Source organism: Streptomyces sp. DT190, assembly GCF_049846985.1.
Classification (GTDB): Bacteria; Actinomycetota; Actinomycetes; order Streptomycetales; family Streptomycetaceae; genus Streptomyces.
This window is the reverse complement of record NZ_JBNCNM010000006.1, coordinates 190,178-210,998: the sequence shown is the minus strand read 5'-3', so window position 1 is coordinate 210,998 and position 20,821 is coordinate 190,178. Positions and strand designations below refer to the sequence as shown.

At 71.8% G+C, this 20,821-nt stretch carries 19 protein-coding genes; 5 read left to right on the top strand and 14 right to left on the bottom strand.

Going from position 1 to position 20,821, the window contains the following annotated elements; all coding sequences use genetic code 11:
• Positions 1-27 precede the first annotated feature (27 nt).
• From ACPXCS_RS14000 to ACPXCS_RS13990, 3 genes are all read left to right on the top strand, one after another.
• Entirely contained in the window at positions 28-486 is a 459-nt protein-coding gene (locus ACPXCS_RS14000; protein WP_425946880.1) for a GNAT family N-acetyltransferase, read from the top strand.
• A gap of 81 nt (positions 487-567) precedes the next feature.
• Complete coding sequence (locus tag ACPXCS_RS13995; protein ID WP_425946881.1) at positions 568-1,224, top strand: hypothetical protein; 657 nt, start codon at positions 568-570, stop codon at positions 1,222-1,224.
• Positions 1,212-2,237 carry a hypothetical protein gene (locus ACPXCS_RS13990; RefSeq protein WP_425946882.1) on the top strand — a complete coding sequence of 342 codons (1,026 nt, stop codon included), beginning with the start codon at positions 1,212-1,214 and terminating at the stop codon, positions 2,235-2,237. The genes ACPXCS_RS13995 and ACPXCS_RS13990 overlap by 13 nt, the downstream gene beginning before the upstream one ends.
• A 46-nt stretch (positions 2,238-2,283) precedes the next feature.
• Here the strand turns inward: ACPXCS_RS13990 and galK are convergent, their stop codons facing one another.
• From galK to galT, 3 genes are read right to left on the bottom strand one after another with little or no spacing between them, the layout of a single operon-like run.
• Complete coding sequence (gene galK / locus ACPXCS_RS13985) at positions 2,284-3,447, bottom strand: galactokinase (RefSeq protein ID WP_425946883.1); 1,164 nt, start codon at positions 3,445-3,447, stop codon at positions 2,284-2,286.
• Positions 3,448-3,474: 27 nt separating this feature from the next.
• Positions 3,475-4,437, bottom strand: coding sequence for a UDP-glucose 4-epimerase GalE (gene galE, locus ACPXCS_RS13980; protein WP_425946884.1), 963 nt, complete (start codon positions 4,435-4,437; stop codon positions 3,475-3,477).
• The gene (gene galT / locus ACPXCS_RS13975) at positions 4,434-5,495 is read right to left on the bottom strand and encodes a galactose-1-phosphate uridylyltransferase (protein WP_425946885.1); all 1,062 of its coding nucleotides are present in this window, start codon (positions 5,493-5,495) and stop codon (positions 4,434-4,436) included. Before galT ends, galE begins: the two co-directional genes overlap by 4 nt.
• 164 nt (positions 5,496-5,659) lie before the next feature.
• Here galT and ACPXCS_RS13970 point away from each other — a divergent pair, with 164 nt between their 5' ends.
• Both ACPXCS_RS13970 and ACPXCS_RS13965 read left to right on the top strand, forming a co-directional pair.
• Positions 5,660-7,339 carry a sodium:solute symporter family protein gene (locus tag ACPXCS_RS13970; RefSeq protein WP_425946886.1) on the top strand — a complete coding sequence of 560 codons (1,680 nt, stop codon included), beginning with the start codon at positions 5,660-5,662 and terminating at the stop codon, positions 7,337-7,339.
• Between the two features lie 20 nt (positions 7,340-7,359).
• On the top strand, positions 7,360-7,677 hold the full coding sequence (locus ACPXCS_RS13965) for a hypothetical protein (RefSeq protein WP_425946887.1): 318 nt from the start codon (positions 7,360-7,362) through the stop codon (positions 7,675-7,677).
• A gap of 276 nt (positions 7,678-7,953) precedes the next feature.
• Here ACPXCS_RS13965 and ACPXCS_RS13960 read toward each other — a convergent pair whose 3' ends face one another.
• The 11 genes from ACPXCS_RS13960 to rsmI all read right to left on the bottom strand — a co-directional run bounded on the left by ACPXCS_RS13960 (position 7,954) and on the right by rsmI (position 20,750).
• Complete coding sequence (locus ACPXCS_RS13960) at positions 7,954-8,634, bottom strand: helix-turn-helix transcriptional regulator (RefSeq protein ID WP_383329930.1); 681 nt, start codon at positions 8,632-8,634, stop codon at positions 7,954-7,956.
• Positions 8,635-8,871: 237 nt separating this feature from the next.
• Positions 8,872-10,812, bottom strand: a complete 1,941-nt coding sequence (locus ACPXCS_RS13955; RefSeq protein ID WP_425946888.1) for a PQQ-binding-like beta-propeller repeat protein — start codon at positions 10,810-10,812, stop codon at positions 8,872-8,874.
• Between the two features lie 58 nt (positions 10,813-10,870).
• Positions 10,871-12,625: a PQQ-binding-like beta-propeller repeat protein gene (locus tag ACPXCS_RS13950; RefSeq protein ID WP_425946889.1), complete on the bottom strand. Its 1,755-nt coding sequence runs from the start codon at positions 12,623-12,625 to the stop codon at positions 10,871-10,873.
• A 190-nt stretch (positions 12,626-12,815) separates the two neighbouring features.
• Positions 12,816-14,627, bottom strand: coding sequence for an ABC-F family ATP-binding cassette domain-containing protein (locus ACPXCS_RS13945; RefSeq protein WP_425946890.1), 1,812 nt, complete (start codon positions 14,625-14,627; stop codon positions 12,816-12,818).
• 71 nt (positions 14,628-14,698) lie between these two features.
• Positions 14,699-14,839: a hypothetical protein gene (locus tag ACPXCS_RS13940; protein WP_425946891.1), complete on the bottom strand. Its 141-nt coding sequence runs from the start codon at positions 14,837-14,839 to the stop codon at positions 14,699-14,701.
• A gap of 4 nt (positions 14,840-14,843) precedes the next feature.
• Positions 14,844-15,743, bottom strand: coding sequence for a 4-(cytidine 5'-diphospho)-2-C-methyl-D-erythritol kinase (locus ACPXCS_RS13935; RefSeq protein ID WP_425946892.1), 900 nt, complete (start codon positions 15,741-15,743; stop codon positions 14,844-14,846).
• Positions 15,740-16,627 carry a 16S rRNA (adenine(1518)-N(6)/adenine(1519)-N(6))-dimethyltransferase RsmA gene (rsmA, locus tag ACPXCS_RS13930; protein ID WP_425946893.1) on the bottom strand — a complete coding sequence of 296 codons (888 nt, stop codon included), beginning with the start codon at positions 16,625-16,627 and terminating at the stop codon, positions 15,740-15,742. The genes ACPXCS_RS13935 and rsmA overlap by 4 nt, the downstream gene beginning before the upstream one ends.
• Positions 16,628-16,659: 32 nt before the next feature.
• Positions 16,660-18,159: a ubiquitin-like domain-containing protein gene (locus ACPXCS_RS13925; protein WP_425946894.1), complete on the bottom strand. Its 1,500-nt coding sequence runs from the start codon at positions 18,157-18,159 to the stop codon at positions 16,660-16,662.
• Positions 18,160-18,310: 151 nt separating this feature from the next.
• Entirely contained in the window at positions 18,311-19,192 is an 882-nt protein-coding gene (locus tag ACPXCS_RS13920) for a TatD family hydrolase (protein WP_425946895.1), read from the bottom strand.
• 99 nt (positions 19,193-19,291) lie between these two features.
• Positions 19,292-19,708, bottom strand: a complete 417-nt coding sequence (locus ACPXCS_RS13915) for a hypothetical protein (protein ID WP_425946896.1) — start codon at positions 19,706-19,708, stop codon at positions 19,292-19,294.
• A gap of 196 nt (positions 19,709-19,904) precedes the next feature.
• Positions 19,905-20,750: a 16S rRNA (cytidine(1402)-2'-O)-methyltransferase gene (rsmI, locus tag ACPXCS_RS13910; protein ID WP_425946897.1), complete on the bottom strand. Its 846-nt coding sequence runs from the start codon at positions 20,748-20,750 to the stop codon at positions 19,905-19,907.
• Positions 20,751-20,821: the final 71 nt, after the last annotated feature.

The following is a 20,821-nucleotide window of genomic DNA, read 5'->3' as shown; positions in this document are numbered from 1 at the left end:
TTGCAGAACTGACTGCCCGGCGCGTTTATGGTGTGCCGCATGTTCCGTCTTGAGACAGAAGTCGACAAGGCCCGACGTGATCTGCTCCGTACGCGTCTGCGGGATGCGAACACGGCCGCCTCTCCGATCCTGCGCGCCCTGCGCGGGACCCCGGACGAACGGGACGTGCCGTTGCACGTGTGGGCTGTGAACGACGGGGACGGCGACCTGGCCGGCGGCCTGGTCGGCCACACGTGGGCGACCTGGCTGCACGTGACGTACCTGTGGGTGGACGAACGCCACCGGGGCCGGGGCCTGGGCGCCCGGCTGCTCGCCGAGGCGGAACACCTCGCCACGACCCGCCGTGCCTGCCGCTCGTCCCGCCTGGAGACCTGGGACTTCCAGGCCCCGCGCTTCTACGAGAAACAGGGGTACGAGGTGGTGTGCGTGGTGCCGGACTATCCGCCGGGGATCACGGAGTACACGCTGGTGAAGAGGCTGGTCTGAACACACCTCGTGATCATTGGGACGGGGCCTCCCGATAGCGTGGGTTCGCTCGAGTTACCCCCACATCAACGGGAGCACACCGTGAACCGCCCCGCTCGGCTCGTGACAGCCGCGCTCACCGTATCCGCGGCCCTGCTGTTGACCGCCTGCGGCTCGGGGGGAGGTGACGGGTCGTCGTCCGACGAGATCGCCGGTGCGGATACGGCCGGGACGCCGTCCGCTTCACCCTCGGTGTCTGCTTCGGCGGACGGGATCGAGCGGCCGGAGATCAAGCTGCCGAGTGACATGAAGCTGGTCTTCGAGGGGGGGCGGACCGGTGACGCGACGAAGGACGCGATCCTGGCGGACAACCAACGGGCTGTCAGCACCGTGTGGCAGGCCGTGGCGCACGGCGACCTGAAGAAGTCAGGCATGGCCTTCTACTACACGGACTCCGCGCTGAGAGGCGTGTACAACTACGCCAAGGACAACAACGCCAGGAACACCAGTTGGGCGGGCACCCTGCGCTACTTCGACCGCCAGGTGACGGTGTTCGACAAGGCGTCGGGCGCCCTGACGTACTGCGTGGACGAGAGCAAGGCGAACGTCAAGGACTTGAAGACGGACAAGGTGAAGGTGACCGCGACCTCGCCTGACAGCTACGTCTACTACAACGCCGCCGTGAAGAAGGACAAGCAGGGCGTCTGGCAGATCTGGAGTCTGCACGAGGACCGCGGTTCCCAGAGGTGCCAGCCGTGACCCAGCGCTGCGCGCTCGCGGCTCTGACAGCCGCCCTTCTTCTTCTCGGCGTGGACACGGCCGTCGCCGGCGGGATCGGCAGCAATGGAGCCCAGACGGAGGAGGCATCCGGCCAGGCCTCGGGGCCTGTGCTGGATTCGCGTGTCAGCTTCCACGTGAAGGGCCAAGCCCCCGTGAAGGAAAGCGGTCCGGTCACATCCACCGCGGTCGACTGGGAGCCACCGGCTTGCTGGTACGAGCCCTACTGGAAGGCGGAGGACTTCAAGACCTACACGGAGGCCAACTGGTCGATCTACGAATCCGTGGGCGGCGCGCCCGCGGGTATCGCGGATGACAAGGCCCGCTACAAGGAGGGCCACCCCTACAAGGACTTCAACGTCGCCAAGAACGACGAGGGCATGTGGTGGGTGGCCGTGAAAAATCCGAAGATGAAGGACGACCCGGACGCGGGCACCTGCGGACGCAAGCCCTTCTGGGTCGACAACGGTCAGAACCCAGACGTCCCCCAGGCCATCGACACCGAGACGCTCGCCGGTCTGGCGCACCAGCGGACCGTCGTGCCGCCGACCAAGGTCTCCCTGGCTCCGCAGGCCCGGTCGACGGTGAACGCCCCCACCTGGGTCTGGCTGGACAAGGGTGCCTTCCAACCCGTCTCCGTCACGGCGAGCCTGCCCGGTACGGGGCTGTGGGCGACCACGACCGCCAAGCCGGTGAGCCTGCACATCGACGCCGGCACGAAGGACGCCGAGACGCTTCCGGCGTCCGGCGAGTGTCTGATCAACGGTGACGGCTCGATCGGAGAGCCGTATGCCAGGGGCAAGGCCGAGCGGACGCCTCCGTGCGGGGTGCGGTACCTGCGGTCGTCCGGGAGCGGCACCTACGCCCTCGAGGCGACTCTCACCTGGGAGATCACCTGGGAAGGCGCGGGTGGCACGGGTGGTGACCTGCCCGACGGGACGTTCGCCACGACGACCGACGTGCCGGTCCAGGAGATCCAGTCCGTCAACCGGTGAGGGGGGCGCCCTCCGGGGAGGGAGGGCGCTGCTCGCCGGGAGGGCGTCAGGGGAGCCGGTGGGCTCCTGGGGAAGGGATGGCCTCGAAGACGCGGGGGGTCTTGAAGTCCGCCGCGGCGAAGGCCTCCGTCACCGCCTTGGTGATCGCGTCCACGTCCGCCTCCTCCGCCAGGACGATCGCCGAGCCGCCGAAGCCGCCGCCGGTCATGCGCGCTCCCGGGGCGCCGGCCGTCAGGGCCGTGTCGACGACCAGGTCCAGCTCCGGGCAGGAGATGCGGAAGTCGTCGCGCAGGGAGGCGTGGCCCTCCACCAGGACCGGGCCGATCGCGCGGGTCTCACCGGACTCCAGGAGCGAGACGACCCGTTCGACGCGTTCGTTCTCCGTGACGACGTGCCGGACCAGGCGGCGGACCTCCTCCTCGTCGCCGAGGCGGGCCAGGGCATCGTCCAGTTCGCCGTAGGGGATGTCCCGCAGGGCGTCCACGCCCAGCAGGGCCGCGCCCTTCTCGCAGCCCGCGCGGCGCTTGCCGTACTCGCCCTCGCTGTGGGAGTGCTTGACCTGCGTGTCGACGACCAGCAGGCGCATGCCCTCGGCCGCCAGGTCGAAGGGGATCTGCCGCTGGGAGAGGTCGCGGGTGTCGAGGAACAGCGCGTGCCCGGACTCGCAGCACGCCGAGGCCGTCTGGTCCATGATGCCGACCGGGGCGCCGACGTAGACGTTCTCCGCGCGCTGGCACAGGCGGGCCAGCTGCCAGCCGCGCAGGCCGAGGGAGAACAGGTCGTTCAGGGCCAGGGCGACCACGACCTCCAGGGCCGCCGAGGACGACAGGCCCGCGCCCGACGGGACCGTGGAGGCGAGGTGGATGTCCGCGCCCGTCACCGCATGGCCGGCCTCGCGCAGCGCCCAGACCACACCCGCCGGGTAGGCCGTCCAGTTCTTGTCCGACTCGGGAGCGAGGGCATCCAGGCGGAGTTCGGCCACGCCGCCCTCGACGTCCGCCGAGTGCAGACGCAGCACGCCGTCCTCGCGGCGCGACACCGCCGCCACCGCCGTGTGCGGCAGGGCGAACGGCATGACGAAGCCGTCGTTGTAGTCGGTGTGCTCGCCGATGAGGTTGACGCGGCCCGGCGCCGCCCACACCCCCTCCGGCTGCGCGCCGTACAGCTCGCTGAACCGTTCGGCGACCGTGCCGGCAACAGCCTCGCTCATGCCCTGACCCCTGACCTTCCGTACGTTCTAGTTGCCGCGCCGCTGCGCGAAGTCCCACGCGTCCGCGACGATTCCCGCGAGATCCGCGCGGGACGGGTTCCAGCCCAGCTTCTCGCGGGCCGTGTCGGCCGACGCCACCAGGACCGCCGGGTCGCCGCCGCGGCGGGGGGCCACGACCTCGGGGATCGGATGCCCCGTCACACGGCGGACCGTCTCGATGACCTCGCGCACGGAGAAGCCGTTGCCGTTGCCGAGGTTGCAGATGAGGTGCTCGCCGGGGGTGGCGGCCCGCAGGGCCAGCAGGTGGGCCTCGGCCAGGTCCGCGACGTGGATGTAGTCGCGCACGCAGGTGCCGTCCGGCGTCGGGTAGTCGTCGCCGTAGACGGAGATCGCGTCCCGCCTGCCCTGCGCGACCTGCAGCACCAGCGGGATCAGGTGGGACTCGGGGTCGTGGCGCTCGCCGTACGCGCCGTAGGCGCCGGCCACGTTGAAGTAGCGCAGCGACACCGCGCCCAGGCCGTGCGCCGCCGCCTCCCCCGTGATCATGTGGTCGACGGCGAGCTTCGAGGCGCCGTAGGGGTTGGTGGGCCGGGTCGGGGCGGACTCGACGATCGGGACCTGCTCGGGTTCGCCGTACGTGGCCGCCGTGGAGGAGAAGACGAGCTTGCGCACGCCGGTCTCGCGCATCGCGGCGAGCAGCGCCATGGTGCCGCCGACGTTGTTGTCCCAGTACTTCTCGGGCTTCACGACCGACTCGCCGACCTGGGAGAAGGCGGCGAAGTGCAGGACGCCGTCGAAGGAGGAGTCCAGCCATTTGGCGGCGTCGCGGATGTCGCCCTCGACGAAGGCGGCCCCGGCGGGGACGCCCTCGCGGAAGCCGGTGGAGAGGTTGTCGAGGACGACGACCTCGTGACCGGCCTCCAGCAGGTGCTGGGCGACCACCCCCCCGACGTATCCCGCGCCGCCCGTCACCAGGTACTTCCCGCTCATGAACTCGCTACCTCTCGCAGTCGCTCGGCCGCGCGCTCCGGCGGCACGTCGTTGATGAACACGTTCATGCCGGACTCGGAACCCGCGAGAAACTTCAGCTTGCCGGAAGTGCGGCGGACGGTGAAAAGCTCGAGGTGCAGCGCGAAGTCCTCCCGCACGACCCCGTCGAACTCCTCCAGCGCGCCGAACGGTGCCTGGTGCCAGGCCGCGATGTACGGCGTTGCAGGCTCGTTCTCACCGAAAATCCGGTCGAAGCGCCTCAAGAGTTCCAGATAGACCTGGGGGAACTCTGTGCGCGCGGCCTCGTCCAGCCCGAGCAGGTCGGGCACGCGGCGCTTGGGGTACAGGTGGACCTCGTACGGCCAGTGGGCCGCGTAGGGCACGAAGGCCAGCCAGTGTTCACCCTCCAGGACGACCCGCTCGGCGGCGCGCTCCCGCTCCAGGACGGCGTCGAAGAGGTTCTCCCCGCCGGTCATCTCCTTGTGGGCCGCGACCGACCGGAGCATCAGGGCGGTGCGCGGGGTGGTGAACGGGTAGGCGTAGATCTGCCCGTGCGGATGCTGGAGCGTCACCCCGATCTCGGCACCCCGGTTCTCGAAGCAGAACACCTGCTCGACGGAGGAGAGATGGGACAGCTCCGACGTCCGGTCGGTCCACGCCTCCAGCACCAGGCGGGCCTGCTCCTCGGAGAGGTCGGCGAAGGAGGCGTTGTGGTCGGAGGTGAAGCAGACGACCTCGCAGCGGCCCGAGTCGCCGGCGAGCGAGGGGAAGCGGTTCTCGAAGACCACGACGTCGTACGAGGAGTCGGGGATCTCGCTCAGCCGGTCGCCCTCGGAGGGGCACAGCGGGCACTCGTCGGCCGGGGGGTGGTAGGTGCGGCCCTGGCGGTGCGAGGCGATCGCGACGGCGTCGCCGAGCAGGGGGTCACGGCGGATCTCGGACGAGGTGACGGTGCGGTCCAGCGGGCGGCGGTCGACCGCACCGCGCACGCTGTCGTCACGCAGGTCGTAGTAGATGAGCTCGCGACCGTCGGCCAGCCGGGTCGAGGTCTTCTTCACGCCGGACTCCTCATCCTTCAAACATAACCGAACATATCAAAACACCACTCCCCTCAACCGTCAACATCACAATCCAACAAAGAGCATCACCAGAAGTGTTCAATTGCTGAACGCGGACACGTAGATTCCGCGAGGTATCGGTTCGCGCGACAAAGCGAGGGCTCATGCAAACCCCCACATTTCTGGCAGCCGAGCTACGGCTCCCCACCAACTGGCTCGACTACACCCTCCTCGGGATCTACTTCGTCGTCGTCCTCGGCATCGGTTTCGCCGCGAGACGCTCGGTGAAGACGAGCCTCGACTTCTTCCTCTCCGGCCGCTCCCTGCCCGCCTGGGTCACCGGCCTGGCGTTCATCGCCGCCAACCTGGGCGCGACCGAGATCCTGGGCATGGCCGCCAACAGCGCCCAGTACGGCGTCTACACGACCCACTGGTACTGGATCGGCGCCATCCCCGCCATGGTCTTCCTGGGCCTGGTGATGATGCCGTTCTACTACGGCTCCAAGGTCCGCTCGGTCCCCGAGTTCCTGCTGCTGCGCTTCGACAAGGCGGCGCACCTGCTCAGTTCGGTCCTCTTCGCCTTCGCCGCCATCCTCATCGCCGGCGTCAACCTCTACGCCCTGGCCATCGTCGTCGAGGCGCTGCTGGGCTGGCCGCAGTGGGTGGCGATCGTGGTCGCCGGCTTCTTCGTGCTCGCCTACATCACCCTCGGCGGCCTCTCCTCGGCGATCTACAACGAGGTCCTCCAGTTCTTCGTGATCCTCGCCGCGCTCATCCCCATCACGGTGCTCGGCCTGAAGAGCGTCGGCGGCTGGGACGGCCTGTCGGACTCCCTCACCGAGTCGCGCGGCGCCGACTTCATGACGTCCTGGGGCGGCACGGGCATCGGCAGCGACAACCCGCTGGGCGCGAACTGGCTCACCATCGTCCTCGGCCTCGGCTTCGTGCTCTCCTTCGGCTACTGGACGACGAACTTCGCCGAGGTGCAGCGCGCCCTGTCCGCCAAGAACCTCTCGGCGGCCCAGCGCACGCCCCTGATCGCCGCGTTCCCGAAGATCTTCATCGTGTTCCTCGTGATGATCCCGGGCCTGGTCGCCGCGGTCCTGGTGCCGAAGATCGGTACACCGGAGTCCGACCTGCAGTACAACGACGCGATCCCCTACCTGATGGAGCAGCTGCTGCCCAACGGCGTGCTCGGCATCGCCGTCACCGGTCTCCTCGCGGCGTTCATGGCGGGCATGGCGGCCAACGTGTCGTCCTTCAACACCGTGTTCACGACCGACATCTGGGCCAAGTACGTGGTCAGGGACCGGGAGGACGAGTACTACGTGCGCTTCGGCCGGATCATCACCGCGATCGGTGTCCTGGCCTCGATCGGCACGGCGTTCCTGGCGTCGTCCTTCTCGAACATCATGAGCTACCTCCAGACGCTGTTCTCCTTCTTCAACGTGCCGATGTTCGTCGTCTTCATCATCGGCATGTTCTGGAAGCGGGCGTCGGTGAAGTCGGGCTTCTGGGGCCTGCTCGCGGGCACCACCGCCGCGATGGTCAACTACTTCGTCCTCTACAAGCAGGACATCATCGACATCCCCTCCGACCAGGGCGCCAACTTCGTCTCGGCGATCGCGGGATTCGTCGCGGGCGCGGTCGTCATGGTGGCCGTGTCGCTCTTCACCGCGCCGAAGCCGGCGGAGGAGCTCCAGGGACTGGTCTACGGCACGACGTCGCCCGGTATGGCGGAGCCTCCGGCACCCGGGGACGAGGCCTGGTACCGCAAGCCGGCGCTGCTCGGCTGGGGCGCGGTCATCCTGGCCGCCGCCTGCTACATCCCGTTCTCGTTCTGATCCAGGGAGGCTGACAGAACATGTCCGAGTTCTACTCCGAGAAGGACGTGCAGCGGGAAGTCACCGAGCTGCAGGGCAAGTCGGCGACCGCCGCGCGGCTGTTCGACATCCGGCGGATCATCGGTGGGCTGTTCGTGGTCTACGGCGTGATCGTCACGATCGCGGGGCTGACGGCGTCCGACGCCGACATCGACAAGGCCGAGGGGGTGAACATCAACCTGTGGACCGGCCTGGGCATGCTGGCGCTGGGCTTGTTCTTCCTGGTGTGGCTGAAGCTGAGGCCGGTGGCTCCGCCGCCGCCGGCGGTCGAGCCGGAGGGTGACGAGCGGGTGGAATAACCCCCGCGTGGCTGCCGGAGCCGGGTGGGTGCGCAACTCGGCGCCACGAGGTCCCGCTGCGCCCACCCGTGCCGCCCCCAGCGGCACGCATGCCCGCAGCGGGGGTCGCCGGACGGCGCAAGGGGCCGTGCCGGGGGGTGTCCGCCCGCAGCGGTTGGCGCGTCAACGAACAGCGAGTCGGCACGCAACCCCATCGGCGCCATTCCGAGGACGGACACCCCCCGGCGCGGCCCCGACCCACACCCGGCGCGCAGGCGAAGGGCGCGCAGCTGACGCTCACGGCTCCCGCCGCACCGGCCCCGCCCGGTCCAGCAACCCCGTCCGGGCCGCCAGGGCCGCTGCCTCCAGGCGGGAGCCGACGCCCAGTTTCATCAGGACGCGCTGGACGTGCGTCCGGGCCGTGGACGGTGCGATGCCCATGCCCGCCGCGATCAGCCGCGTGTCCTCACCGTCCGCGACACGGACCAGCACCTCGACCTCCCTCGGCGTGAGCATGGACAGCAGCCGCTGCCCCTCGTCGTCCGGCTGCGCCGCCGGGTTGAGCAGCTCGCTGAACGCCCCCTGCAGCAGTTGCGGCGCCACCGCCGCCTCCCCCGCCCGCGCCTTCATGATCGCGCGCTCGACACCCTCTATGCGCTCGTCGTGCCGGACGTACCCGGAGGCCCCCGCCGCGAACGCCGCCGCGATGCCGCGCGGGCTCGGCACCGGGCCCAGCACCAGCACCGCCACCTGCGGCCGCTCCCGCTTGATCTTCACCACCGGGTCGAAGATCCCCGGCTCCGCCGGCGTGGCCGTGCCCAGCAGGCACACCTCGGGCGCCCGCGTGATCACCAGCTCCGCCGCCCCCGCGGCGGGCGCCGCCGCGGCCAGCACCCGGTGCCCCCGCAGCTTCAGCGCCGAGGCCAGCGCCTCCGCCAGCAGTCGGTGGTCGTCGACCACCATGAGCCGCACTCCCATCGAGCAACCCCCCAGTCACCCAGTCCCCCCATGGAAGCCCCCCGGCTCCCCCGCCTTCATGCCCCCGGAAGCTACACGCTTGTTCGACGTTGCGCTTCCCCTACCCGTGAGAATCGCCCCGGATCGCCGAAATTCCTCTCATTCGAGGTTGACTGAGCCAAACGCGAACGGCCCCGCCCCTGAACAGGGACGGGGCCGCACCGGCCATCAGTCGATCAAGAACCGGTCACCGGGCGATCAGCTCGTACCGAAGCCGACCGCGAGGTACTCCTTGTCCCGCCCGACGGACCGCTTGCTCGCGTACACCTTGGACATGTACAGCTGCCCGTCGCCGTAGAGGAACTCGGAGTAGTCCGGCGACATGCTGGTCTCCACGTCCCGCACCTGGTCCGTGGCCGGGTTCTCCAGCAGGGTCGCCTGCTTGAAGCTGCCCCCGTCGATGCTCACGATCTGCCCGCCCTTGTCGTACGGCGGGCGCTTGTAGGCGATGACGTTGCCGCCGTCCATGCGCAGCGGCGAGAGCGTGTAGCCGTCACCGGCGTCGGCCCGCTGCCCGGTCTGCTTGCCGGTGGCGAGGTCGAAGGCGACGATCTCGTTGGTCTGGCTGTACTTGCCGGTGCCGTCGTGCTCCTCGGTCGGCAGGTAGAGCCGGTCGTTGCCGACGGCCAGCTGGTTGCAGTACTCGATGCGGGTGATGCCCTCGCAGCGGGCCGCGAACTGCTCGCCCGGCGCGGAGATGCGGGTGCGCAGCTTGCCGGTCTTGTTGTCGATGGAGAAGAAGTCGGAGATGCCGCTGCCGTCGCCCGCGGAGTCGCCGACGTCGGCGGCCACCAGGAGCGGGTTGGTCGACACGACGCTCGCGTACTCGATGCCCTCGGCCATCTTGTACTCCGAGATCACCTTCCCGGACTTCGGGTCGATGGTCTGGATGTGCAGCTGCCGCTGCTCGTACGAGCCGCACTTGCGCACCGCGACCAGCTTCTCGCCGCCGCCGTAGCCGGCGTCGTAGCAGGAGTCGCTCGGCTTCGGGCTCCACAGCAGCTTGCCGGAGACGTCGTAGGCGGCGCCGCCGCTGGTGCTGCCGACGGCGATGGTCTTGCCGCTGATGGTGACGTTGTCGAAGTTGATCGGGTCGCCACCGGCCTTGACCGTCTTCGTCCACAGCTTTTTGCCGGCGTCGAGGTCGATCAGGGCGATCTGGCTGCACCCGTGCGAGGGCTCGGCCTTGGTCGGCATCGCGGGCTGGTAGAGGATCGCCGTCAGGTTGTCGTCGGTGACGTGCCGGCTGGCCTGGCAGACCGGGCCCTCCAGCGGGACCGACCAGAGCTTGCCGCCCTCGGTGCGGTCGTAGCCGACGAGTTCGGCGATGCCGCTCTTGACGTACGCCTTGTCGGTGAGCCACGAGCCGGAGACGACGACGGTGCTGTCGTTCTTCACCTCGGGCATCGGGACCTGGAAGAGGACCTTGGCGCCGGGGTCGGACGGGACCTTCTCCTTGCCGCCGGAGCCGGAGCCGGAGCCGCCCTTGCCCTCGGTCGTGCCGCCGGTGCCGCCGCCGGAGCTGGCCGTGTCGTCCTTCTTGCCGTCGTCCTTGGACGAGGAGTACCAGACGCCGCCGCCGATGATCAGGGCGATCGCGACGACCGCGGCGACGATGATGGCCACCTGGGCGTTGAACTTGCCGCCGCCGCCCGGCTGTCCGGACTGCGGCTGGAGCGGCACGGTGGCCTGCGGGTAGCCGTACCCGGGCTGCTGCCCGTAGCCCGGCTGCTGCCCGTACCCGGGCTGTCCGTACCCGGGCTGCCCGTAGGGCGCCGTCGGCGGCTGCCCGTACGGACCCGGCTGCTGACCGGGGTAGCCGTAACCGGCCGGGGCCTGCGGGGGCTGGGCCGGCTGCGGTGCGCCCTGCGGATAGCCGTAGCCCGGCTGCGGCTGGGGCGGCGTCGGCGGGGCGGCCGGCGGAGGCGTCTGCGGGGGCTGGGGGGCCTGCGCGGGCTGCGGCGGCTGCGCGGGCTGCGGCGGCTGCGGGGCCTGGGGGTAGCCGTAGCCCGGCTCGGGCGCCTTGCCGAGGTCGGGCCCGCCGGCCGGCGGCGGGGTCTGCGGGGGCTGCGGCTGGTCCTGCGGCGGTCCGAACCCGCCCCCCTGCGGGGGCTGCTGGGGCGGCGGCGGCTGGGTCATGGTGTGGGCACCTCGGGGAAGGGGACGGACGGCGACGGGCGTTCGGGGAGGGGAAGGATCACTTGCCGTAGGCGAGCATCAACTTCTCCTTCGTGTCGTCGTTGCCGCTCAGCCGGGTCGTCGAGATGTAGAAGCGCCCGTCGACCCAGTCGATGTCCTTCGAGAAGAAACCGTCCTCGATGTCCGCCGCGCCCTGCGGGTTCTGCAGCAGCGTGGCCGGCTTGTGGCTGCCGGAGCCGGTCGGGATGGCGACGACCTGGCCGCCCGCGTCGTACGACGGCTGCACATAGGCGATGAGCTTGCCGCCCTCGACCTTCATCGGCAGCATCGATTCGTCGGCGGGGGACTTCACCCGCCACTTCTCCTTGCCGTCGGCCAGGTTGACCGCGACGATCTCGTTCGCGCCGGTGGTCGCCTCGGTCGGCAGGTAGAGCGTGTCGCCCTCGACGGCGACGCCCTGGCAGCCCTGGAGGTCGCGCTCCAGGATGGCCCAGCCGCACTCGGGGGCGAAGTCCTCGTCGAAGCCGACCTGGGAGCGGAACTTGCCGCCGGAGGTGAAGGTGGAGATGTTCCAGGCCTTCTTGTCCTCGTTGGTGCTGTAGACGACCAGCGGGCTCACCGAGTAGGTGCGCGCGACCCGCCAGCCCTTGTCGAAGGGCTGGGTCCAGCGGACCTTGCCGGTCTTCGGGTCGAGCTCCTGCACCTCGTCGTGCTCCTTGGCGCTGCCCGCGCCGCAGGAGGAGACGGCGATCAGCTTCTCGCCGCCGGCGAACGCGGTCGGGAAGCAGGAGTCGCCGTAGCGCTTCTTGTCGAAGAGCTTGTCGCCGTCGGTGACGTCGTAGGCCGTGCCGGACTGGGAGCGGCCCACCATCAGCGTCGTGCCGGTGATGGACAGCTCGACGGAGAGCGTGGAGTCGAACAGGGCGCCCTCGGCGACCTTCTCCGTCCAGCCCTTCTCGCCGGTGTTGAGGTCGATCTCCTGCAGCTGGTTGCACTTGGCGCGGTCGCTGCTGCCGCTCATGTAGGCGACGACGATCTTGTCGTCGGCCGTCTTCTGCGGAGTCGTCGCGCAGATCTTCTGCGGGAAGGTGATGACGTCCCAGGTGGGCTTGCCGTCACCGACGTCGAAGGCGAGGAGCTGCTTGTACGCCGCCTTCACCGCCGTCTTGTCGGTGATCCACATGCCGGGGGCGTCGGCGCCGGAACCGGGCGCGTCGGGCGCCTCCTTGTACCAGAGGACCTTGGCCTCGCCGGCCTGGCGGCCCTCGTTGAGGTTCTCCGGGTCCTCGCCGCCGTCGCCGTCGCCGTCACCGGGGTTGACCGGGACGGAGGCGTCGCCCTTGGGATCGTCGCTCTGCTGGGCGACGGGCTTCTTGCGGCCCTTGCCGCTGTCGCTGCCGGTGACCGCCCAGACGGTGCCGCCGACGACGAGCAGCGCGGCGACCGCCGCACCGATGATCATCGCCGGCTTGCCCTTGAAGGGGTTGCGGGAGCCGCCGCCGGGCGGGGTGCCGGGCCCACCCGGGAACGGGGGCTGGGACGGGTAGCCGTAGCCGGGCTGGCCGTACGGGCCGGGCTGCTGCGGCTGGCCGTACGGGCCCTGCTGCGGCTGGCCGTAGGGGCCGGCGGCGTACGGTCCGGGCTGGCCGTAGGGGCCGGGCTGCTGCGGGGGCTGCTGCGGGTAGCCGTAGCCGGGCTGCGGCGGGCCCTGGGGTGGCGGCGGGGTCGGCGCCCCGAAGCCACCGCCCTGCGGCGGCGGGTCCTGCGGTGCTCCGAAGCCGCCGTGCGGCGGCTGACTGGGCGGCTGAGTCATCAGTCGCTCCCCCCGTTTCACTGATTTCTAGCCACGCCCTGAGGTACGCGATGGGCTCAGAGTCGCTTCACAAAGTTCCAAGACGGCTCTTTCTATCACCCCCTTCCGACAGCGGAGCGGGCCGTGCCGTCCCCTGTTCCCAAGGGAGGACCGGCCCGTGACGCCGTCGTTATGCGCCTTCACGCACCCTTCACGCGTCCTCGGCGAGTTCCAGCCAGCGCATCTCCAGCTCCTCGCGCTGACCGGCCAACCCGCGCAGCTCCGCGTCCAGTTCGGCCACCTTCGCGAAGTCCGTGGCGTTCTCGGCGATCTGGGCGTGCAGCTTGGACTCCCGCTCGGAGACCTTGTCGAGCTGCCGCTCGATCTTCTGCAGCTCCTTCTTGGCGGCGCGCTGGTCGGCGGCGCTCCTCTCCGGGCCCGCGGACTGCTGGGGCGCGGCGGCGGGGGCCGAGGCGGCCGCGGCCTCCTCCATGCGCAGGCGCCGCTCCAGGTACTCGTCGATGCCGCGCGGCAGCATCCGCAGGGCGCCGTCGCCGAGCAGCGCGAACACCCGGTCGGTGGTGCGCTCGATGAAGAACCGGTCGTGGGAGATGACGATCATCGAGCCTGGCCAGCCGTCGAGGACGTCCTCCAGCTGGGTCAGGGTCTCGATGTCGAGGTCGTTGGTGGGCTCGTCGAGGAAGAGGACGTTGGGCTCGTCCATGAGCAGGCGCAGCAGCTGGAGCCTGCGGCGCTCACCGCCGGAGAGGTCGCCGACCGGCGTCCACTGCTTCTCCTTGGTGAAGCCGAACGTCTCGCACAGCTGCCCGGCGGTCATCTCCCGGCCCTTGCCGAGGTCGACGCGCTCGCGCACCTGCTGCACGGCCTCCAGCACCCGCGTGGCCGGGTCGAGTTCGGCGACCTCCTGGGAGAGGTACGCGAGCTTGACCGTCTTGCCGACGCGGACGCGACCGCCCGCGGGCTGGGCCTCGCCGTCGGTGCGGGCCGCCTGGGCCATGGCCCGCAGCAGGGACGTCTTGCCCGCGCCGTTGACGCCGACCAGTCCGATCCGGTCGCCGGGGCCGAGCTGCCAGGTGACGTGCTGGAGCAGGACCTTGGGGCCCGCCTGGACGGTGATGTCCTCCAGGTCGAACACGGTCTTGCCGAGCCGCGAGGACGCGAAGCGCATCAGCTCGCTGCTGTCCCGGGGCGGGGGCACGTCCTTGATGAGTTCGTTGGCGGCCTCGACGCGGAAACGCGGCTTGGACGTCCGGGCCGGTGCCCCGCGGCGCAGCCAGGCCAGCTCCTTGCGGACCAGGTTCTGCCGCTTGACCTCCTCGGTGGCGGCGATGCGCTCGCGCTCGGCCCGGGCGAAGACGTAGTCGGAGTAGCCGCCCTCGTACTCGTAGACGGAGCCGCGCTGGACGTCCCACATGCGCGTGCAGACCTGGTCGAGGAACCAGCGGTCGTGGGTCACGCACACCAGGGCCGAGCGGCGGTTCTGCAGGTGCCGGGCGAGCCAGGCGATGCCCTCGACGTCGAGGTGGTTGGTGGGCTCGTCCAGGACGAGCAGGTCCTGCTCCTCGATGAGGAGCTTGGCGAGGGCGATGCGGCGGCGCTCACCGCCGGACAGCGGGCCGATGACGGTGTCCAGGCCCTTGGGGAACCCCGGCAGGTCCAGCCCGCCGAACAGGCCGGTCAGCACGTCCCTGATCTTGGCGACGCCGGCCCACTCGTGGTCGGCCAGGTCGCCGATGACCTCGTGGCGGACGGTGGCCTCGGGGTCGAGCGAGTCGTGCTGGGTGAGCACGCCGATCCGCAGGCCGCCGGAGTGCGTGACGCGCCCGGTGTCGGCGTCCTCCAGCCGGGCGAGCATCCGGATCAGCGTGGTCTTGCCGTCGCCGTTGCGGCCGACGACGCCGATGCGGTCCCCTTCGGAGACGCCGAGGGAAACACCGTCGAGCAGGGCACGGGTGCCGTACACCTTGCTGACGTTCTCGACATTGACCAGGTTGACGGCCATTTCGCTCCTGACGAGGGGGATGGATCGACCCTCCAGGGTAGTCGGGCCGGGGGGTGCTCCGGCCGGGGTGTTCAGCGGAGGGCGGCATCCTCCCGGCGGCGCCGGTACCGCCACACGTCCGGCAGCGCGGGGTCGAACGGCAGCTCCGGGCCGAGGGGGCCGATCCGGTGCTCGGCCGCCACGCAGCGCGGGTCGTCGCGGTGGGCCGGCACGTGATTAACGCCCGGCCACCGTCGCCCCGGGCGCCGGGCCCGACGCCGTCCGCACGGTGCGGCACGTGCCGGAGGCGACCAGCGCCTGCGCCACCGCCGCCGCGGACTCGGGGTCGCGGACGAGGAACGCCGTGGTCGGGCCGGAGCCCGAGACCAGGGCCGCGAGGGCGCCCGCGGCACGGCCGGTGGCCAGGGTGCCGGCGAGTTCCGGGAAGAGGGACAGGGCGGCGGGCTGCAGGTCGTTGGTCACGGCCGCGGCGAGTGCGTCCGCGTCGCCCTTGGCGAGGGCGGCGAGGAGTTCCGGCGAGGCGACGGGCTCGGGGATGTCCGTGCCCTCGCCCAGCCGGTCGAACTCCCGGAAGACGGCCGGGGTGGACAGTCCGCGCTCCGCCATGGCGAACACCCAGTGGAAGACGCCGCCGACCTCCAGGGGCGTCAGCCGCTCACCCCGTCCGACGCCGAGGGCCGCCCCGCCGACCAGGCTGAACGGCACGTCGCTGCCCAGTTCGGCGCAGATGTCGAGGAGTTCCTCGCGGGAGGCGCCGGTGCCCCAGAGCGCGTCGCAGGCGACCAGCGCGCCGGCGCCGTCCGCGCTGCCTCCGGCCATGCCGCCGGCGACGGGGATGTCCTTGACGATGTGCAGGTGCACGGCGGGGCTGCGGCCGTAGCGCTCGGCCAGCGCGAGCGCCGCGCGCGCCGCCAGGTTCGTACGGTCCAGGGGGACCTGGCCGGCGTCGGGGCCCTCGCAGGTGACGCGCAGTTCGTCGGCCGGGGTGACGGTGATCTCGTCGTAGAGGCCGACCGCGAGGAAGACGTTGGCCAGGTCGTGGAAGCCGTCGGGGCGGGCGGCGCCGACCGCCAGCTGGACGTTGACCTTGGCCGGGACGCGGACCGTGACGCTCACGCTGTCTCCTTCTGCTGCTGCCGGTTCGCCTTGTGCTCGGCGATACGCGCGAACTCCTCGACGGTCAGGGACTCGCCCCGGGCCTGCGGCGAGACGCCGGCGGCGACGAGGGCCTCCTCGGCGGCGGCCGCGGAACCGGCCCAGCCGGCGAGGGCGGCCCGCAGCGTCTTGCGGCGCTGCGCGAAGGCCGCGTCGACCACGGCGAACACCTCGGCCTTCGAGGCGGTCGTGTCGATCGGCTCGGCCCGGCGGACCAGGGAGACCAGGCCGCTGTCCACGTTGGGCGCCGGCCAGAAGACGGTGCGGCCGATGGCTCCGGCGCGCTTGACCTCGGCGTACCAGTTGGCCTTGACCGAGGGGACGCCGTACACCTTCGAGCCGGGGGCCGCGGCGAGGCGGTCGGCGACCTCGGCCTGGACCATGACGAGGGTGCGCTCGATGCTCGGGAAGGTGTCGAGCATGTGCAGCAGGACCGGGACGGCCACGTTGTACGGGAGGTTGGCGACCAGCGCGGTCGGGGCGGGGCCCGGCAGCTCGGCGACGTGCATGGCGTCGGAGTGGACCAGCGCGAACCGGTCGGCGCGCTCGGGCATGCGGGCCGCGACGGTCGCCGGCAGCGCACCGGCCAGGACGTCGTCGATCTCCACGGCGGTGACCCGGTCGGCGACCTCCAGCAGCGCGAGGGTGAGGGACCCGAGTCCCGGGCCGACCTCGACGACGACGTCCTCGGGCCGGACCTGCGCGGTGCGGACGATACGGCGGACGGTGTTCGCGTCGATCACGAAGTTCTGTCCGCGCTGCTTGGTGGGGCGTACGCCGAGGGCTGCCGCGAGTTCGCGGACGTCGGCGGGGCCGAGGAGTGCGTCGGGGGCGGGGCTGGTCACGGGGACAAGGGTACGCAGGGTTTCGCGCCCCCCTAGCCGCGCAGCCGGCCCCCGCAGTGCGGCCAGGGGCTGGCTCCGCGTCTCACGTACAGCTTCTTGGCCCGGTAGGTCTGTTCCGCCGCGGGGGCGTCCTGGGGGCGGCCGCTGCCGCCGAGCGCCTGCCAGGTCCGGGTGTCGAACTGGTACAGGCCGCCGTAGGTGCCGGAGGGGTCGACCGCGTCGGGGCGCCCGCCGGACTCGCAGGCGGCGAGGCCCTGCCAGTCGAGGTGGTCGGCGCCCTGCACGGACGCGGGGCGCGGTCTGGTGCCGACCTTGACCACCTGCGGGCGGGGCTCGCGCACCACCTCGGTCCTGATCCGGCGCGGCTTCTGCCGGACGCCGTTGACCGTGCGCAGGGAGTAGGTGATCCGGCGCAGGCCCGGCTCGCCCGCGCGCTCCACGACCTCCGTGCCCCGGAACAGCTCCGGGTCCTCCGTCCGCCGCACCTGGAAGGGGATCAGCTCCTCGCGGACCTCCCTGCCACCGGTGATCCGCAGCACCGTGACGGTCTGCCCGTCACGCGGGAAGCTCCCCTGTGGGACGGACGTGGTGTCCTGGCCGCGCAGGGTGATGCCGGCCTCCTCGACGGCCTCCCGGACGGTCGCGGCGTTGGTGCGGACGGTGCGGGCGCGGCCGTCGGCCATGACCGTGACCGTGCGCTCGGTGCGCACGTCCAGCGCGAGTCCCTCCCGCCCGATGCGCCGCGAGCGCGGGGTGGACACGTACGCGCCCTCCTGCCGCACCCCCAGCTGCCGGAGCGCTCCCTCCACCGTGCGGGCGGTGGTCCACACCTGGCGCCGGTGCCCGTCGAGGGTGAGCCGCACGGGGCGGGCGTACCGGACGGCGATCTCGTCGCCGCTGGTGAGTTCCGCGCCGGGGCCGGGCGCCACCACGTCGTGGGCGCCGAGCTCGACGCCCTCCTCGGCGAGCAGCTCGGTGACGTCGTCGGCGAAGGTGTGCAGGGTGCGCGTCCTGCCGTCGACGCTCAGCTCGACGGCCTTGTCCTCGGCGACGAAGGCCGTGGTGCCGCCGGCGAGGAAGGCGACGACCAGGGCCTGCGGGAGCAGCCGCCGCACGGAGCTGTCCGCGCGCTCGGGGGAGCGGGCCTTCCGCCGGCGTGCGGACCGGCGGTGCGAACCGGCGCGCGCCGCGGCGCGTGCGGCGGCGCGCCCGCCCGGGCCGGGCTCCGGCTCCTCGCCGAACGCGGCAGCCGCCCGCCCGCCCGGGGCGTGGGCGCCCTGCCGGGGCAGCCCGGGCAGGGGCGGTGTCCCGTAGGCGGGCCGCGTCTCGTAGGCGGGCCGGTAGGTGTCCTCGTGGACGCCCGGCGTCCCGGGTGTCCCGTAGCCGAGCGTGTCGGCGGTGTGCAGATCGGCGGGCGGCGCGCCGAAACCGCCGTACACGGTATCCGCGCAGGCCGGGCCATACGTCTCGTACGTCTCGTAGGTCTTGTACGTCTCGTAGGTCTCGTACGTCTCGTACCGGGAGTTGCTCACGCCGACACGCTCCAGGGACGGAGGGGGTCCGAAAGGGCCCTGATCGGGCCCCCAGAACCTAGCGGAGCGGTCGTCACTCTCCAAAGCGACGCGACTACGCACAGTCGTACGGCCGGGTGGTGCGGGGGTCGCGTGGGGTTGGTGCGGGGGGTCAGTAGCCGAACGCGCGTGCCGTGTTCGCGCCGAGCGCCGCCGCCAGGGTGCCCTCGTCGATGCCGCGCACCTCGGCCATGGCCCGCACGGTGATCGGCACGAGGTAGGGGGCGTTGGGCCGTCCGCGGTAGGGCGCCGGGGTGAGGAAGGGCGCGTCGGTCTCGACCAGGAGCAGCTCCAGCGGGGCGACCGCCACCGCGTCCCGCAGGTTACGGGCGTTCTTGAAGGTGACGTTGCCGGCGAAGGACATGAAGTAGCCCGCGCCCGCGCAGATCTCGGCCATCTCGGCGTCGCCGGAGTAGCAGTGGAAGACGGTCCGCTCGGGGGCGCCCTCCTCCTTCAGCACGCGCAGGACGTCGGCGTGGGCCTCGCGGTCGTGGATGACCAGGGCCTTGCCGTGCCGCTTGGCGATCTCGATGTGGGCGCGGAAGGACCGCTCCTGGGCGTCCTTGCCCTCGGGCCCGGTGCGGAAGTAGTCGAGGCCGGTCTCCCCGACGCCCTTGACCTGCTCCAGCCCGGCCAGCCGGTCGATCTCGGCGAGCGCGTCGTCCAGGGCGGCCTGTCCGCCCGGCGCGCGGGCGCCCTGCCGGGACCACCCGTCGGGGTCGCCGTGGACGATCCGGGGTGCCTCGTTGGGGTGCAGGGCGACCGTCGCGTGGACGGCGTCGTACGCCGCCGCCGTCTCGGCCGCCCAGCGGGAGCCCTTCAGGTCGCAGCCGACCTGCACGACCGTCGTCACCCCGACCGACGCGGCCTTGGCCAGCGCCTCCTCGACCGTGCCGGACTGCATGTCCAGGTGGGTGTGGGAGTCGGCGACCGGCACCCGCAGGGGGTCGGGCAGCGGGGGCGCGGCGTGCTTGTCGGAGTCGTTCGCAGGCATGCCCCCGATCCTACGAAAGGACGACTCCGCGAAAAGGGCGACGCCCTCCCCGGCAGGGGGGAGGAGCGGGGAGGGCGTCGACAAGGGGAGCCGGACGGGTCAGCTCGCCTTGCGCTGGAAGGGGTGCAGCAGGTCGGACAGGTGCCAGTGGTGCCGCTCGTGCCCCTCGGCCGCTCCCCCGGCGTCCGGGGCGGGCGCCGCCACGGGTCCGGCGGGCGGCGGCACGCGGTCGGTCCGGTGCGCCGCGTCACGCGCCGACGCCACCCGCCCGGGCCGCATGATCCGCACCACGTGCCCGTCGCAGTTGTGGCACGCGGGCCTGCTCAGCGGGGAGGGCACCACCTTGCCGTCCGCGACGTAGAGGACGAACTCGTGGCCCGCGCCGTCCGTGTGGTGCTCTATCTCGTACGACTGCTCCCACCCGTGCCCGCACCGCATGCAGGCGAAGGAATAGGACTCGTTGACGACGGCGGTCGCACCGGCGCGGAGCCCGGTCCGCCCTGCGATCTCACTCATGCCAGCTCCTGGTCCGCTGAGGCGTGAGGGCGGTTCCGCCCCCGTGTCCCAGTGGACTCCCCGGCGGGAGCGAAGGCAGCAGACCTGTCGACTGTTGGCCCCGTTTTGGGCGTCTCTTGCCTCAGACCCCCGGCGCTTTTGCCCGCCCATGGGGCGCGCGCTCGAACGACGAGCGCCCTGCTCAGGAGGGGGGGGCTCAGCCGGAGTTCTTCGCGGCGACCACGGCGTCGAAGACCACCCGCTTGGGCACCCCGGCCTCCACGGCGACCGCGGCGATGGCCTCCTTGCGCCGCTCCCCCGCCTCCTCGCGCACCCGCACCCGCCGCACCAGTTCCTCGGGCCCGACGTCCTCGGCCCCCTTCTCCGGCGCCCCCTCGACCACGACGGTGATCTCGCCGCGTACGCCCTCGGCGGCCCAGGCCGCCAGCTCGCCGAGCCCGCCGCGCCGCACCTCCTCGTACGTCTTGGTCAGCTCCCGGCACACCGCGGCCCGCCGCTGCGCCCCGAACACCTCGGCCATCGCGGCCAGGGTGTCGTCCAGCCGGTGGGGCGCCTCGAAGTAGACGAGCGTCCGCCGCTCCCCGGCCACCTCCCGCAGCCGTCCGAGCCGCTCCCCGGCCTTGCGCGGCAGGAACCCCTCGAAGCAGAACCGGTCGACGGGCAGGCCCGACAGCGCGAGCGCGGTGAGCACCGCGGACGGCCCGGGCACGGCGGTCACCCGCACGTCCCGCTCGACCGCGGCCGCCACCAGCCGGTAGCCCGGGTCGGACACGGACGGCATCCCCGCGTCCGTGACGAGCAGCACCCGCGCGCCGCCCACCAGCTCCTCGACCAGCTCCGGCGTCCGGGCGGCCTCGTTGCCCTCGAAGTACGACACCACCCGGCCCCGGGGCGTGACGCCCAGCGCCTGGGTCAGCCGGCGCAGCCGCCGCGTGTCCTCGGCGGCGATCACGTCGGCCCCGGTCAGTTCCTCGGCGAGCCGGGGCGGCGCGTCCGCGATGTCGCCGATGGGGGTGCCTGCGAGTACGAGGGTTCCGGTCACGCCCCCATCCTCCCAGGGGCACCGGGTGCGGACCGCCGGGGTGCCGGGTGTGCACTCCTCCCAGGGGCGGA